The organism is Vagococcus humatus, from assembly GCF_003950325.1.
GTDB lineage: Bacteria > Bacillota > Bacilli > Lactobacillales > Vagococcaceae > Vagococcus_C > Vagococcus_C humatus.
Window position 1 is genome coordinate 81,488 of the sequence record NZ_PXZH01000001.1, and the last position, 15,980, is coordinate 97,467.

16 protein-coding genes are annotated in these 15,980 nt (G+C 33.6%); 15 read left to right on the forward strand and 1 reads right to left on the reverse strand.

Going from position 1 to position 15,980, the window contains the following annotated elements:
* Positions 1–13 precede the first annotated feature (13 nt).
* From C7P63_RS00445 to C7P63_RS00500, 12 genes are all read left to right on the forward strand, one after another.
* Positions 14–328 carry a YbaB/EbfC family nucleoid-associated protein gene (locus C7P63_RS00445; RefSeq protein WP_125942193.1) on the forward strand — a complete coding sequence of 105 codons (315 nt, stop codon included), beginning with the start codon at positions 14–16 and terminating at the stop codon, positions 326–328.
* A 49-nt stretch (positions 329–377) separates the two neighbouring features.
* Positions 378–974: a recombination mediator RecR gene (gene recR / locus C7P63_RS00450; protein WP_125942194.1), complete on the forward strand. Its 597-nt coding sequence runs from the start codon at positions 378–380 to the stop codon at positions 972–974.
* A gap of 68 nt (positions 975–1,042) precedes the next feature.
* Positions 1,043–1,687, forward strand: a complete 645-nt coding sequence (gene tmk / locus C7P63_RS00455) for a dTMP kinase (RefSeq protein ID WP_125942195.1) — start codon at positions 1,043–1,045, stop codon at positions 1,685–1,687.
* An 18-nt stretch (positions 1,688–1,705) separates the two neighbouring features.
* Positions 1,706–2,038 carry a cyclic-di-AMP receptor gene (locus tag C7P63_RS00460; RefSeq protein WP_125942196.1) on the forward strand — a complete coding sequence of 111 codons (333 nt, stop codon included), beginning with the start codon at positions 1,706–1,708 and terminating at the stop codon, positions 2,036–2,038.
* Positions 2,038–2,988 carry a DNA polymerase III subunit delta' gene (gene holB, locus C7P63_RS00465; RefSeq protein ID WP_125942197.1) on the forward strand — a complete coding sequence of 317 codons (951 nt, stop codon included), beginning with the start codon at positions 2,038–2,040 and terminating at the stop codon, positions 2,986–2,988. Before C7P63_RS00460 ends, holB begins: the two co-directional genes overlap by 1 nt.
* A gap of 54 nt (positions 2,989–3,042) precedes the next feature.
* A complete protein-coding gene (locus C7P63_RS00470) occupies positions 3,043–3,846 on the forward strand; it encodes a PSP1 domain-containing protein (protein ID WP_125942198.1) in 804 nt (267 codons plus the stop codon).
* 52 nt (positions 3,847–3,898) lie between these two features.
* Positions 3,899–4,249 (forward strand): DNA replication initiation control protein YabA, encoded by a 351-nt coding sequence (locus C7P63_RS00475; RefSeq protein ID WP_125942199.1) that lies wholly within the window; start codon positions 3,899–3,901, stop codon positions 4,247–4,249.
* Positions 4,250–4,297: 48 nt separating this feature from the next.
* Entirely contained in the window at positions 4,298–5,176 is an 879-nt protein-coding gene (rsmI, locus tag C7P63_RS00480) for a 16S rRNA (cytidine(1402)-2'-O)-methyltransferase (RefSeq protein ID WP_125942200.1), read from the forward strand.
* Between the two features lie 202 nt (positions 5,177–5,378).
* Complete coding sequence (locus C7P63_RS00485) at positions 5,379–6,146, forward strand: coiled-coil domain-containing protein (RefSeq protein ID WP_125942201.1); 768 nt, start codon at positions 5,379–5,381, stop codon at positions 6,144–6,146.
* A 16-nt stretch (positions 6,147–6,162) separates the two neighbouring features.
* On the forward strand, positions 6,163–7,770 hold the full coding sequence (locus tag C7P63_RS00490; RefSeq protein WP_125942202.1) for a glucosaminidase domain-containing protein: 1,608 nt from the start codon (positions 6,163–6,165) through the stop codon (positions 7,768–7,770).
* Between the two features lie 25 nt (positions 7,771–7,795).
* Positions 7,796–9,190: a hypothetical protein gene (locus C7P63_RS00495; protein WP_125942203.1), complete on the forward strand. Its 1,395-nt coding sequence runs from the start codon at positions 7,796–7,798 to the stop codon at positions 9,188–9,190.
* A gap of 311 nt (positions 9,191–9,501) precedes the next feature.
* On the forward strand, positions 9,502–10,974 hold the full coding sequence (locus tag C7P63_RS00500; RefSeq protein ID WP_125942204.1) for an APC family permease: 1,473 nt from the start codon (positions 9,502–9,504) through the stop codon (positions 10,972–10,974).
* A gap of 69 nt (positions 10,975–11,043) precedes the next feature.
* Here the strand turns inward: C7P63_RS00500 and C7P63_RS00505 are convergent, their stop codons facing one another.
* Complete coding sequence (locus C7P63_RS00505; RefSeq protein WP_125943041.1) at positions 11,044–13,164, reverse strand: LTA synthase family protein; 2,121 nt, start codon at positions 13,162–13,164, stop codon at positions 11,044–11,046.
* A 272-nt stretch (positions 13,165–13,436) separates the two neighbouring features.
* Here C7P63_RS00505 and C7P63_RS00510 point away from each other — a divergent pair, with 272 nt between their 5' ends.
* From C7P63_RS00510 to ybaK, 3 genes are read left to right on the forward strand one after another with little or no spacing between them, the layout of a single operon-like run.
* Positions 13,437–14,621 carry a class I SAM-dependent rRNA methyltransferase gene (locus C7P63_RS00510; protein WP_125942205.1) on the forward strand — a complete coding sequence of 395 codons (1,185 nt, stop codon included), beginning with the start codon at positions 13,437–13,439 and terminating at the stop codon, positions 14,619–14,621.
* Between the two features lie 26 nt (positions 14,622–14,647).
* A complete protein-coding gene (aroD, locus tag C7P63_RS00515) occupies positions 14,648–15,418 on the forward strand; it encodes a type I 3-dehydroquinate dehydratase (RefSeq protein WP_125942206.1) in 771 nt (256 codons plus the stop codon).
* Positions 15,419–15,435: 17 nt separating this feature from the next.
* Positions 15,436–15,933, forward strand: a complete 498-nt coding sequence (gene ybaK, locus C7P63_RS00520; protein ID WP_125942207.1) for a Cys-tRNA(Pro) deacylase — start codon at positions 15,436–15,438, stop codon at positions 15,931–15,933.
* The last annotated feature ends 47 nt before the right edge of the window (positions 15,934–15,980 follow it).

Sequence of the window (15,980 nt, forward strand, 5' to 3'; positions counted from 1 at the left end):
GGAGAGAATAAACATGCGTGGAATGGGAAATATGCAAGGTATGATGAAACAAGTACAAAAATTACAAAAAGAGATGACAGAAGCACAAGAAAATCTGCATCAAAAAGAATTTACAGGTGTGGCAACTAATGAATTAGTGACCATCGTTTTGACTGGTGATAAGAAAGTGAAAGACTTACAGATTAAACCAGAAGTAATCGATCCAGAAGATCCAGAAATGTTACAAGATTTACTTATTGTTGCTATGAATGATGCATTAACTAAAATTGATAACGAAACAGAAAAAACAATGGGTAAATATGCTAAAGGTTTACCTGGAATGTTTTAAGAGATAAAGACAGGAAGGAAACTTCCTGTTTTTTTTAGGAGGCAAAGACATGTATTATCCAACCCCAATTGCAAAATTAATAGAAAGCTATATGAAACTACCAGGAATTGGTGCTAAAACAGCTACACGGTTAGCTTTTTTTACTTTAGATATGGCAGAAGAAGATGTAACGGAATTCGCTAAATCCTTAATTAGCGTTAAGCGTGATTTACATTATTGCGACGTGTGCGGCAATATTACAGAAGAAGCGTTGTGTGAAATTTGTCAAGATAAGACACGGGATCAACGAGAGGTATTAGTTGTTGAAGAGCCTAAAGATGTAATGGCTATGGAAAAAGTTAGAGAATATAAAGGTCTGTATCATGTATTGCATGGGGTTTTATCTCCTATGGACGGTACAGGACCTGATGATATTAATATCGCTTCTTTAATTAGACGACTACAAGCTAGTGAGATTGAAGAAGTTATTATAGCAACCAATGCGACTACAGAAGGGGAAGCGACTGCTATGTACTTATCTAGATTGATCAAGCCAGCTGGTATTAAAGTAACTCGGCTAGCTCACGGCTTATCAGTTGGTAGTGATATTGAATATGCAGATGAAATGACGTTATTTAAAGCAGTTGAAGGTCGTAGAGAAATGTAATTGGTGTTAGACAGTTTGACCATTATCAAGTAAAATAAAGGTGTAGGGAACAAGATGGAGGCAGGATTATGAAAGGAATTTTTATTACAGTCGAAGGACCAGATGGAGCAGGGAAAACTAGCGTTATTAATGAGTTAGCTCCATTACTAAAACAGCAATTGACATCACCATTGTTGCTGACAAGAGAGCCAGGAGGGATTCCAATTGCTGAAAGTATCAGACGAGTGATTTTAGATCCTAAAAACATTGAGATGGATGAACGCACAGAAGCGTTGTTGTATGCTGCTGCTAGAAGGCAACACCTTGTTCAAAAAGTCATTCCTGCACTAGAGGATGGTCAACTAGTTTTATGTGATCGCTTTGTAGATAGCTCTTTAGCCTATCAAGGTGCAGGTAGAAAGATTGGCGTAGACCAAGTGGCAACGATTAATGATTTTGCTACAGAAGGTTTGGTACCTGATTTGACTTTATACTTAGATATTGATTCAGATACAGGATTAGAACGGATTAAACGAGGCCGACATGCTAGTCAAATCAACCGTTTAGATGTTGAAAGCTCAGTCTTTCATCAACGGGTTCGTCATGCTTATTTACGGCTAGCTGAAGAAAATCCTCAGCGAATTGTGACTATTGATGCAAGAAATCCTATCGAAACTGTAACAAAATCATGTTATAATGTTATTCAAAATAAATATCCTAACTTATTTATTTAAAAAGAGAGGTGACTGGTTATGAAATTAATCTTAGCGATTGTTCAAGATAAAGATAGTAACAAATTAGCGAATGCCTTAGTAGATGCAAATATTCGAGCAACTAAATTATCTACAACTGGTGGCTTTTTAAAAGCAGGGAATACCACCTTTATTGTCGGAATTGAAGATGAAAGAGTAGAGGAAGTCTTAGAAATTATAAAAGACGTATGTCATTCAAGAACTCAGTATATAGCAGCTCCTATGGGACTTGAAAATACCATTGAAGGCAGTATGACCTCCTATCCTGTAGAAGTACAAGTTGGCGGAGCAACTATTTTTATTATGCCAGTTGAAGGGTATCATCATTTCTAATGGCTAATAAGATTCAAACATTACAACCAGTTGTATCAAGACAGCTACAGCAAAGTTTTTTAAAAAAACGTGTAGCTCATGCTTTTTTATTTGCAGGAGACCAAGGAACAGGGAAATCATTGGCAGCCATTTGGTTTGCACAATTGTTGTTTTGTTCTAATTCAGATAAATATGAAACCGCTGAGCCATGTCAAGTCTGTCATAATTGCCAAAGGATTGCCCAAAAGGAACATCCAGATGTACAGTATTTGGTACCAACAGGCCAGACAATTAAAGTGGATCAAATTAGAGAGTTGAAAGATTCTTTTATTAAAAGTGGTGTAGAAACTCGTCAAAAAGTTATTGTTATTGAAGATGCAGATAAAATGACTCGATCTGCTTCTAACAGTTTATTAAAATTTATTGAAGAACCTTTTGGACAAATTTTAATTATTTTTTTGACCAAAAATCAACCAGGTATTTTACCAACCATTCAATCACGTTGTCAGATTTTTCATTTTATCAATTTAGCGGAAGACAATTTATTGGCTACGTTGCAAAATGAACAAGTACCCGTTTCTCTGGCAGGGGTTTTGAGTAAATTAGCTCAAAACCTAGATGAAGCCCATCAGCTAATGACAGATGATTGGTTTTCTCATGCTTATGAAGAGGTGACACATTGGTATGAACTAATCAAACAACAAGACTGGTATAGTTTTATTTATATTCAACAAAAACTAACTAAAACATTTAAAGATAAAGAACAACAAAAACTGGCTTTACAAGTATTGACTTATCAGTTCCAACAAGATATTCCTACAAAAGAGACTAATTTATCTATTTGGAGTGAAAAACAGTGGGTAAGAGCCATGGAGTTGTTAACAGAGGCTAGTCAAAAATTTCAAGCAAATGTTAGTTTTCAAAATGTTTGCGAACAATTTATTTTAAGATTGTTTACCAAATTGGATTAACTGATGAGTTAATCTGATGACTTACTTGAAAAGGTTCCAGAAAGGAAGGAAGAAATGATAACAGTTGTTGGTATTCGTTTCAAACCATCTGGACACATCTATTATTTTCTACCAGAAGTAAATCAAACGTATAACTATGGGCAAAAGGTGTTAGTGGAAACTCAACAAAGTAAACAAATTGGGTTGGTAGCTATTCCCCAAAAGGAAATAAACAAAGAAGATGTTCCTGATGATTTAAAACCAATCATACGTATCGCAAGTGCAGAGGATTTACATAAAGAAGCAGAAAATAAACAAGATGCCGCCGATGCTTTTCAAATTGCTAAAGCGAAAATAGCGGATCATGACTTGGAAATGAAATTAATTAGTGTGGAATATTCTTTTGACCGAGCTAAAATGATTTTTCAATTTACTGCAGATGGTCGAGTAGATTTTAGAGAGTTGGTTAAAGATTTAGCTTCTATTTTTAAAACAAGAATTGAATTAAGACAAATTGGAGTTAGAGATGAAGCGAAATTAGTGGGAGGCATTGGTCCATGTGGCCGTCAGCTGTGTTGTTCTACTTTTCTAGGTGATTTTATGCCAGTTTCTATTAAAATGGCTAAAGATCAAAACTTGTCTTTAAACCAGACCAAAATTTCAGGTTTGTGTGGTCGGTTAATGTGTTGTTTGAAGTATGAAAATGATCTATATGAAGAAGCCAGAAGAGAGCTACCAGACTACGGTGCTCGAGTAAAAACCCCTGATGGAGAAGGAAAAGTCATTGGGTTAAATTTATTGGATAGAGTTGTCCAAGTTCGGTTGATGAACAAGGAAACTGGTGTTAGTTATGATGCAGATGAACTAACTAAAATCTAGTAAACAGTAAGGACTTACCGGATAAAAGATAGGGAGCAAAAGGAAGAGTCTTATGGATAAACGAACATTATATGATGAGTTTGGGAAAATAGAATCATTGTTACAATACATGTTGAAGCAAATGGAAGACATGCGCTCTTCTACGGATGAATTAGTAGAACAAAATGTCAATCTTGAATTGGAAAATAGACATTTAAGACAACGTCTAGAAGAATTTGAGATGGAATTAGAGCAACTTGAGCCAACAGATGAAAATAAACAAGGTCTATCTAAATCACGGTTGAATTTAGAAAAAATCTATGAAGAAGGTTTTCATGTTTGTAATGTTTGTTATGGTTCTAGAAGAGAAAATGACGAAGAGTGTGCTTTTTGCTTAGATGTGATATATGGAGAGAGAAAATAACTGGTTAGGGTATGTTTACCCGACCAGTTTTTTTAAAGGAGCAAGTGGATGAATAAACAAAAAAGTTTCAAATCAGGTACTCAAAAAGGAACCTTGTATTTAGTTCCTACCCCTATTGGAAATTTAGAAGATATGACTTTTCGTGGAGTAAAAACATTAGAACAGGTTGACTTAATCGCCAGTGAAGATACACGTAATACACAAAAGTTGTTAAATCATTTTGACATTAAAGTGCCGCAAATTAGTTTACATGAGCATAATTATAAAGAAAAAATTCCAACATTGTTAGCTAAATTAGAACAAGGAATTAATATGGCACAGGTAAGTGATGCTGGAATGCCTTCTATTAGTGATCCAGGACATGAATTAGTCTTGGCCTGTATTGAAGAAGAGATTCCAGTAGTAGCTCTACCAGGAGCAACAGCTGGAATGACTGCTTTAATTGCTTCAGGCTTAACAGCTGAGCCTTTTACTTTTGTTGGGTTTTTACCTCGTAAGAAAAAAGAACAAAAACAGGCGTTAGAAAACTATCTGTACCATCAAGAAACCCTTATTTTTTATGAATCACCTTACCGAGTTCGAGCTACTTTAATCAATATGTTAGAGATATTTGGAGAAAGTAGACAAGTAGTAGTAGCTAGAGAGCTGACAAAAATTCATGAAGAATATTTAAGAGGGACCCTAGAAGAGTTGGTTAACTATTTAAGTGACCATGAATTAAAAGGAGAATGCGTTATTTTATTGCAAGGATCAAGTCAGCTTTTAGCTAAAAAGGATAATGAATGGCTAGATTTAACTATATCTCAACATGTTGAACAATTTATCAAAGAGGAAAATTTAACGTCAAAAGAAGCAATAAAAAAAGTAGCTAAAATAAGAGGAGTAAAGAAACAAGAGGTTTATAGTCAGTATCATGGCATTAATTAATTATTAGGATGATTTGCATAAGTTATCAACTAATAAACTGTCTTAGATAAGGTTTGTCAAAATTTGCAAATTGATGTTATTATGTTATAATTTTGAGTGATATACTTGTGTTTTTTTATAGTAAATACAGTATAAAAAAATGGAATAACGGAAAAAAATTAATAGTTTCACCACTAATTTTTTGATAAGAAGGAGTGTTTGTATGTTATTTAATAGAGGTAAAAAATCAGACGATTCAAGTTATTATGATGATTATTACTACGATTATTATTATGAAGATGATGATGCATCATCTAACAGTGCTAACGAGTTGGATGTTACGGAAGAATTAAAAAAACAATTAGGAGCGGCTAATCAAAAAATTCAACAGTTGCAAAGTGAAAAAGAAGCTATTGAATTACAGTATTCAGCAGTCAAAGCTCTACCTAAACACTATGAAGAGTTAGAAAAAGAAAAAATGAACTTACAATTGAAACTTCAAGAAGCCCAACTAACTCAAAATAGTGAAGGGCAAAAAGTTTCAGAATTAGAAGGTAAATTAGAAAAGTATCGAACAGAAATGAATAATCTGAAACAAGAGTTAGAAGCTAAACAACAAGAGTTGGATATATTAAGTGAAAAAATGCTTAATTTACCAGAAGAAACTAGCAAAGAACCAGTAAAAGACTCATCTGATGTGACTTCTCAAGATTTAAGTCAACAAAAAGAAGAAATTGCTAATGTGTTATTAGAAGCTCGAGCTCAAGCTAGACAAATTGTAGAACAAGCTAATTATCATGCTAGACATAAGATGCTTGATGCAGAAAATGAATTACAACAAGTGAAAGAAAATGCGGCTTCTTTCTACAAACGTGTGGAGCAAACTAAATTTGAGTCAGATATTGTTTTTGAAGAATTATTACATAAATTGACTCAACTTTCAGAGGATTCCAGAGAAGAGGAGCATATTCATAAATACGAAGATCAATAAAAGGAATGATTAGCCAATGAAGCAAAGCAAGGAGATAATTAAACCAAGAAAAAATTGGTATCAAAAAATAGTGACATTATTCAGTGCCGGTTTACTTGTTTTATCTAGTATTATTCCTTTAGGTGCTGATAAAAAAATTTATGCACAATCAACAGATACTCCTTCAAATACAAAGAAATCTTCTGTTAAAAAAAGAAGTAAGCAAGTGCGTGTACCGGTTGTATTAGAGGAAAAAGAGCAGAAGGACGAGTTAGCTCAACAGTTGTCTGATGAAGAGACAACATCAGTAGAAGATCCGTTAAAAGAAGGTAGTCAAACGGCACCAGATACTGATGACAATCTAGCGGCACCAGATACTGATATACCTGAAGAGCAAGAACCTTCTGAGCCTAGTCAACCAGAGCAACCAGAAGAAAATAAACCAATGTTGCCTATTGAGGAAACACCTTCTATTACTAAGCCGGATAAGCCAAAGCCGGATAAGCCAAAACCAGAGCAACCAAAGCCTTCTGTAGATAATGATGCTCTAAAGCCGCAACTTAGTTTAGTTAATAAAACGGATGATAAAGGGCAAACAAAGTCTGTTGATAAAGCTGAAATTCAAGATGGTAGTATTGCTTTTTTAAAAAATCAAACGACTTTAGAATTTATCCAATCCATTAGTAAAGAAGCAAGTCTTGTAGCTCAAGAAAGTAATTTGTATGCGTCTGTTATGATAGCACAAGCTATTTTAGAGAGTGGTTCAGGTAACAGTAAGCTATCTGCGCCGCCTAATTATAACTTATTTGGAATTAAAGGAACATTTAAAGGTCAGAGTGTTTCTATGGGCACAATGGAAGATGCAGGAAATGGAAGTCTTTACGGAATCCAGTCAAACTTTAGAAAGTATTCTTCTTATAAAGAATCTCTAGAGGATTATGCTAGATTGTTGTCTCAAACAAGTTTTTACCAGGGAGCTTGGAAAAGTAATACAACGAGTTATAAGGACGCAACTAAATATTTAACAGGTAGATATGCTACAGATACAAAATATAATCAGAAATTAAATGGTTTGATTGAAGCTTATGATTTACAACAGTTTGATCAAGTTAAAAAAGTAATGAAAACATTTAAAGTGACCAAACATATTGTCGCTGAAAAGGAAACTATTTGGGATGTTTCTAAAAAATACGGCATTCCAATAAAAAAAATTAAACATTTAAATCAAATGGATGAAGAAGAGTACGGAATTAAAGTTGGTTCTGAACTAGTTGTTAAGCGAGAAGAAATCACTAATGACTCAAAAGAAACAAAAGAAAAAATAGTTAGTATTGAAGAAACACGCCAAATTAAACAAGTAGAAAATTCCCATGATTTGGTTTTATTAAAGGCTAAACAACTAGGAATCTCCATGACACGAGCAGTTCCTTCTACCTTATATAAAGATACAACGTATGATGTATTAGCTAAAAGAACGGAAACTACTCAAACTTATCGAGTTAAGAAAAATGATACTCTAAAAAGTATTTCTAAATCTACTAATGTTTCAGTTAAACACTTGATGGAGTGGAATAACCTAACTGAAAAAATATTGACTGAGGGACAAACTTTAATACTAACTAGTCCTTATTCAGTTGGTATTTAATGGAGCTAAAGGAGTCTGAGACAAATTGATACAAACCTTAGAGATTAAAATCTATCAGTACTCCGCTGTTGAAGGAGAAAAAAACTTATTTAATCACACATTAGAAAAAGTTTTATTTAATCGTTGTCAAAATCTTTATCAGACTAATTTTCCCAATAAACAGTATCCACAAGAAGAAGTTGAGTCTAAGTTGACCCAACTTCTTCAAACTGTTTCTATTGAGAAAAGGATTCAGGTTAGTTTAGCTAACTCAGTTGATTTTGATTGGCAATCTTTTATCCTAGCACTTAATGAAATTTATCCACAAATGATTTGGATAAGTGGTCAAGTGAGAGAAAGTGAAATTCAAAAGATTTATGATTTTCACTTTATACCACTAGCTATTAGACAAGTAGGTTTTCCTTTCTCTGTTCATTTGAAAGATTCACTAGTGCAACAATTATTTCAAGGAGCAACAGAGGAAGATTGGATAAAAGAGCTAGGTAAAATGATAGAGATATATTTAAGAAAAGATTTAGATACTTCCTCACTTTCTCAAATAGAGTCAAAAGATTCCTCAGTAGATATATTAGAGGACTCACCAGAGACTTGTTCTCAATCTGAAAAAGTTACAAGTCAAGAAACCGCTGAAGAATTACAACCAAAACCAAAGCAAACAACTAAAAAAGCAATTAAAGTATCTCAATTAGTTGAAGAAAATAAACAATTACGACTTCAATTAAATAAGTTACACGAACAACTTAATGAAAAAGATATTGAGGTAAATTCAGAGGATAACGCAACTTATGAAGCGACTATTTCTGAATTAGAAAAGCAACAAGTTTACTACGAAACAGAATTAAAACAGTTGAAAGATGCTCGTGTTAGAATGCAACTGACCAACGATAAACTCAATCATTTTATCGCTCATTTAGAAAGACAAATGATGTCTTCATCACTAGATGTTTTGGAAGGAGACCCACCTTACGTGGAACGGACGAAAGATTGGTATAAAAAAAGAAGAATTCCGTTAATTGAATACGATCGTCTTTATCAAAAAGCTAAATATTTAGAACATACTTGGCATTTAAATCAACGTTTACTTAGTATGAGTGAACAATTAGCTTTTTCCCAATTAGATTTTTCTTATGATTTTAGTCGAATTAATGACATAAGAGATTCTGCTAAAGATATTGAATTATTTGTCATGATGGACGAATGCCGGGTCATTAATAACCGAGTTAAAATTCATAAAGGATTTTTATGGCGAGCACCAAGTGTGACTATATTAAAAAATGATTATGAAAATTTAGTAGAAAAAGCGGCTTATTTTGATGTCATTCAAGCTGAAAATCAAATGTTAGAGCGGATGATTAAGGAACATAAAGTGAAAGATGTAACAGAAGAAACTGAATTATTAGAATTTGAAAAGAACGACTAAGTTAATTAGTCGTTCTTTTTTAATATTCTAGAAGAATGATAGCAATAATAAGTAAGCGTTTTCATTATAAAAGTGAATTTTATTGTGTTTTTTTATCATTTTTATAAGAAGTTAAGCAAAAAAAATAGATAAGTTATTGTCATGCTGCTTTCTTTGTTATAAAATCAATAACGATAGAATAACTCATTAGTTTCATTTAAATTAAAGTAAATATAATAAATGGTTTATTTTACTTGTTAAAGGATTTGATTAAAGCTTATTTAAATAAAATGCGTTATTTTATCCACAAAAAATAATGGGGGAAAGAAAAAATGAACGAAAAGCAATTACGATGGTACAATATTGCACTGATTGCATTTGTTGCTGTATGGGGCTTAGGAAATGTTGTAAACAACTTTGCCCAACAAGGATTAGCAGTAGTCTTCTCATGGATTGTCATTATGATTATTTATTTTGTGCCATATGCACTAAGTGTTGGTCAGTTAGGTTCAACATTTAAAGAATCAGGAGGAGGTGTTTCTTCTTGGATTAAAGAAACATCGACAGCTAAATTAGCTTACTATGCTGCTTGGACATACTGGGTAGTTCATATTCCTTATTTGGCACAAAAGCCACAAGGGATTTTAGTTGCTCTTAGTTGGCTATTTAAAGGCAATGGTAATTTTGTTAATGAAGTAGATTCTAAAATTATCTCAGCTATTTGTCTAGGAATCTTCTTACTCTTTTTATGGGTGGCTTCTAAAGGGTTAACGACACTAAAAAGAATCGGTAATATGGCAGGATCTGCTATGTTTATCATGTCTATTCTATTTATTATTTTAGCAGTGGCTGCACCGTTAATGACAGGTGCTAAAATTGAAACGCCAGATATGACTTCTTTAAGTACTTACATTCCAACCTTCGATTTAAAATATTTAACGACAATTTCTATGTTGGTGTTTGCGGTAGGGGGATGTGAAAAAATTTCTCCATACGTAAATAGCACAAAAAATCCTTCAAAAGAATTTCCTTTAGGGATGATTATTTTAGCAGTTATGGTAGCTGTCTGTGCATTGTTAGGTTCAGTAGCTATGGGTATGTTATTTGATGCTAACAATATCCCAGAAGATTTAATGGTTAACGGAGCTTACTTAGCATTTGCTAAGTTAGGTGCTTTCTTTGGAGTAGGTCGTTTCTTCGTTATCTTGTATGCTATTGCTAACTTTTTAGCTCAAGTTTCCGCTTTAGCTTTTTCAATTGATGCACCAATCAAAATCTTGTTAGCAGATGTGGATCCTAACTTTGTTCCAAATAGTTTAGCGAAAACAAATAGTAAAGGAACGCCAGTTAATGGTTATAAACTAACAGGAATTTTAGTAAGTATTTTAATCATTGTGCCTTCATTAGGAATTGGCAATATGAATGAATTATTTAAATGGTTACTAAACTTAAACTCCATTGTAATGCCAATGCGTTACTTATGGGTATTCTTAGCCTTTATGTGGGTGAACAAACAACATCAAAAATTCCAATCTGATTATAAAATGGTAAAAAGTCCAAAATTTGGTTATCTGATTGGTTTATGGTGTTTTATCTTTACTGCTTTTGCTTGTTTATTAGGAATGATACCGAAAATAGAGTACGGTGTAGATCCTAAAGCTTATTTATTCCAATTATCTTTAAATATTGTGACACCACTTGTTTTAGTTTCATTAGGTTTGATTTTACCAATGATTGCTAGAAAAACCAACAAAGCAGTTGTACCAGCTGCTCAAGTAGTTGCTTCTAAAAATAAACTTAAATAATACGAACTAACTAAAAAGAAAAAGCCAGAAGAAAGTTTACTACTTTCTTCTGGCTTTTTATGTTGGTGCTTATTTTTGAGTAGTATCTGTGTGTTCTGCTTCAGTCTTGTCTGAAGACTCTTGGTTTGCTTCAGGGTGATACTCTTTATAGGTTTTAGTTTGGTATAAATCAGTGGTTGATTTATTCCCATGCTGACTGAACAGACTAGTTGATTTATCGCCTTTTTCTTTTTCAATAGTGATTAAGCGTTCCAATTGGTTCTTATAATTATAAGTTTTAGGATCCACTTCTTTTAGACCACTATTTGTGTAGTAACGAAGTAAGTCACCATTAGTTAAGGCATCAGAGGTACTCAGTTGTTCTCTGACTTTTTCCCGCATTTGATCCACTTCTTGTTGAACTTCAGGTGTTGGATCTAATAATTGTTCCCCTGTTTGATTGTCATAAATGTTTTCACTTAATACAGTGTACTTAGGTGTGACAAAATTTCCGTTACGGAAAGCCACAATTTGTTCATTGTCTTTAGAGAATAAATCTTGACCTAATTGTAAAAAGTTATCTGTTGGGACACCTAGTAAATGAAGTAGTGTAGGCAATACATCTACTTGTCCAGCATAAGTTTGTTGCACGCTTCCTTTTTGGTTGCCAGGAATGTGGAACATTAACGGTACTCGTTGCATTTGAGCGTTGTCAAAGTCATTCCACTCTTCTGGGTCTTTACCAAGAAGTTGAGCTAATTCTACGTTACGTGAATCAGAGATACCGTAATGGTCGCCGTATAACACAATCATCGAATTTTCGTATAAACCACTGGCTTTTAAATAGTTGAAAAATTCTTCCACTGATTTATCTAAGTAATTCGCTGTTGCAAAGTAACCATTGATGGTGGTGTCTTTAGTCTGAGCAATTGGAAAACCAAATTCATCTCCTTTAAATTCGGAGTATGGATAGTGGTTAGAAACAGCAATAAATTTAGTGTAGAAAGGTTGTTGCATGTGTTCTAAATATTTAACAGACTGTTGGAAAAATGGTTTATCATGTAAACCATATTGGAATGAATTGTTTTCATTCACATCATAATAAGAAGAATCAAAGAAATAGTTATAGCCTAAATGTTTATACGTTTCATTTCGGTTCCAAAAAGTTCCAGCGTTTCCGTGGAAGACAGCACTTGTATAGCCTGCTTTCTGTTCTAAGATAGCTGGGGCTGCCTGGAAGGTGTTTTTATCACCTAACTGAGTAAACAGTGGGCCTTGGTTCAAACCGAAGAAGGAGTCTTCTAATAAGGTTTCAGCGTCACTGGTTTTACCAGATTTAACTTGGTGGAAAGAATTAGCAAAACTATAAGTGTCTTGACTATGGTATAAACTATTAAGGAAAGGTGTTACTTCATGCTCCACACCGTTTTCATCTTTTAGTTTATAGTCAATCACGAATTGTTGCAGACTTTCTAAATGAACATATATAACATTACGTCCTTTAGCAGCACCAAACATAGCATCATTTGGTTTAGCGTAATGGGAGTGAACATATTCTTCAATACTGACTAAATCATTTTCACTGGCTTGCGCACGGTTTAAATTGGCTTTATAAGTTTGAACTCCATCATAAACGGTAAAAACTGGGAGACCTAAGTATTTAACAATATGATCTCTTGAGAAAGTTCGTTTTAAAAGTTCTGGACGATTACTTTCAGCTAAAGATAAGTTAATGGAAAACATCAAAATAGCTAAAGAAGTCACAGCAAATGCTACCCGTGGACGTACTGGTTTATCTTCTAGTTTAATTTTTTTAGTAAGAAGTAAACCAATGACTGCAATAATATCTATCCAGTAGATAAAATCATAAGGTCTAAATAATCTTAAGGCACTTTCACCTAAACCAGAAGAAACTTTACCAGCACCTAGCATGGTGTTAATGGTAATAAAGTCTGTAAATTCACGGTAATAGATGACGTTTGAAAAGACTAATAAAGTCATCAACGCATAAATAACTATCATCGTGATGTAAGCTCGTTTTGGTTTTTTCACATAAAGGGCAATAGCTAGAAGAAACATGGTTGTAGCAATTGGGTTAATGAACAGAATGAAATATTGAATAATACTTTCAATTCCTAAATGGAAATCTACTGCATAGGCAAAAATATTTTTTACCCAGAAGAGAAGAACCATTAATCCAAAAAAACCCATTCTAGTATTCAATCTTTTAGGAAAATGTGATTTTTTCAATGTATATACTTCCTTTCAAAATAAAAACAAGTTAATTAATATTCGGTTTTCAATGTGCTCTCAACATACTATTTTATAATTATATCTGCTTACTGTCAATTTACAATAGGTTTTATAAAAACTTATAAAAGCCTTCTGAAATTTTTAGAAGATTGTCAGTGTCTATAAAATAAATAATATGATAGACTAGATTACGAATGTTTGTCAAGAATGATGAAGGAATGGATGAGGATATGAAGAAAATACAATTAAAAAATAAACAGCTCTCTTTATGGAAACAAGGGTATCCCTTAATTAAAGAAATAGATCTAGTTCGCCAGGCAGATAGTAGTTACACTGGAGAGTGGTTAGAGTTTGTGACAAGAGACTCTAAATATATAGGAACAGGTTATTTAGGAGAACAAAATAAAGGAATAGGCTGGATAATCAATTGGAACCAAGGTCAACCTATTAATCAAGCTTTTTTTGAAGAAAAATTCTTACAAGCGAAAAAATTACGCCAAAGTTATTTTTTAGATGAATTAACCACTGCCTTTCGTATTTTTAACGGAGAAGGAGATGGAATAGGTGGTTTAACCATTGATTGGTACGATCACTACCTAGTTATTCAGTGGTATAATGAAAGTATCTATCAAAAGCAGCCAATGATTTTAGCAGCTATTCAAGCAGTTTATCCAGAGGTATTAGGTATTTATGAGAAAAATCGGTTTACTCAAGCAGGTCTAGCTACTAGCCAACATGTAGCAGGACAACTGGCGAAAGAACCGTTAATCGTTAAAGAAAATGGCGTTAATTATAGTACCTATTTAGATGACGGAATGATGACCGGTATTTTTTTAGATCAAAAAAATGTACGGGGACAATTAGTGGATGGTTTAGCTATGGGGAAAACAGTGTTGAATACTTTTAGTTATACAGGTGCTTTTTCAGTGGCGGCTGCCATGGGGGGAGCAGTTGAAACTACCAGTGTGGATTTAGCTAAACGAAGCATTGAAAAAACTCAGGAAATGTTTCAAGTTAATGGGCTGCCTCTTGAAGATCATTCTATTGTAGTGATGGATGTCTTTGAATATTACCGATACGCTAAACGTAAAGGACTAAGTTATGATTGTATTATTTTAGATCCACCTAGTTTTGCTCGAAATAAGAAAAAAACTTTTTCGGTTGCGAAAGATTACGGTACATTGGTGATGGATGCTTTGCCTATTTTAAATCAACAAGGGTTATTGATTGCTTCAACCAATGCGGCTAATGTATCAGTGAAAAAATTTAGACAAATGATTGAACAAGGAATGAGCCAGATGAACCGCTCTTATAAATTGCTTAAAGAAGAGCGTCTACCTAGTGATTTCCAAGTTAATCCAGCCTTTACTGAAGGAAATTATTTAAAAGTGTTTATTTACCAATTAGATAAATAGATTAGAAGAAAAAGAAGGAATGCTTAATGTTAACAACAAGAAAAACCAAGTGGAGCGCTCATCATACAAATGTTTGTGTGTCTATTTGCGGAGAGAATCACGATGCTTTAATGAAAGAAGTGAGTCAATTACCACTAGCTGATATTGATTTAGTTGAATGGCGGATTGATTACTTTAGCGACTGGCAAGAAACAACAACGGTGGTCAAAACGTTGAAGCATTTGCGAGATGTGTTAAAGGAGACTCCTTTATTAGTTACTTGCCGGACAAAAGACGAGGGAGGCCAGCTAGACTTGTCTGAAACAGCTTATTTTGATTTATATCAAGATATTATTACAACTGAGTTTGTGGATATGATTGATATAGAGTGGCGGCACCAAGGAGGATTTAAAGCTAGTCGATTAAAAAATGTGTTAGAAGTTTACTCTACTCCTTTTATTAGGTCTTATCATGATACAGAAAAAACAGGTAACTATGAAGAATTAGTAAGTCTTTTAAAAGAGATGAAAGACTTAGGTGGGGACATATATAAACTAGCTGTTACCCCGACTACATCTCAAGATGTTTTAACCCTGTTACAAGTATTAATGACTATGTCAGTGACTTTCCCTGAAACGTTAGTATGTGGTATTAGTATGGGAGAATTAGGCAAATTAACGCGTATTTCTGGGGAAATTATTCCATCTTGTCTAACATTTGCTAAAGGGGTTCAGTCTAGCGCGCCTGGTCAGTTAACTGTGCAACAAGTAAAAGAAACCTTACATTTACTTAAACCAAGAGAAGCTCACACTAAGTAAGAAAGAAGGAAAGACACATGGGAAAAAAGAAAAAAGTGGTAAAAACCAATGCAATGCGCATATTAGATCAACACCATATTACCTATCAGCACAGTGAATTTCCTTGGAGTGAAGATCACTTAGATGCTATAACAGCAGCTCATAATTTAGGAGTAGAAGAAGCGAGTATTTATAAAACTCTAGTAGCAATTGGTAACCACACAGGCCCAATTGTGGCAGTTATTCCTGGAAATGAAGAATTAGATTTAAAAAAACTAGCTCAGGCTAGTGGTAATAAAAAAGTAGAAATGCTTCACTTAAAAGACTTAGAAGCAACGACTGGTTATATGAGAGGAGGGTGTTCTCCGATTGGCATGAAAAAAGCATACCCCACTTTTATTGATAAAGTGGCTTTGACAAAAGAGCTTATTTATATTTCAGCCGGTAAAAGAGGACAACAAATCGGTTTAGCTCCTAAAGAGTTAAACCAAGTTATTTCTAGTCAATTTGTGGATATTATTAAAATAGCCGAATAAAAAATTCCTTAATGTCGTTAGTATCAACGATGTTAAGGAATTTTTTT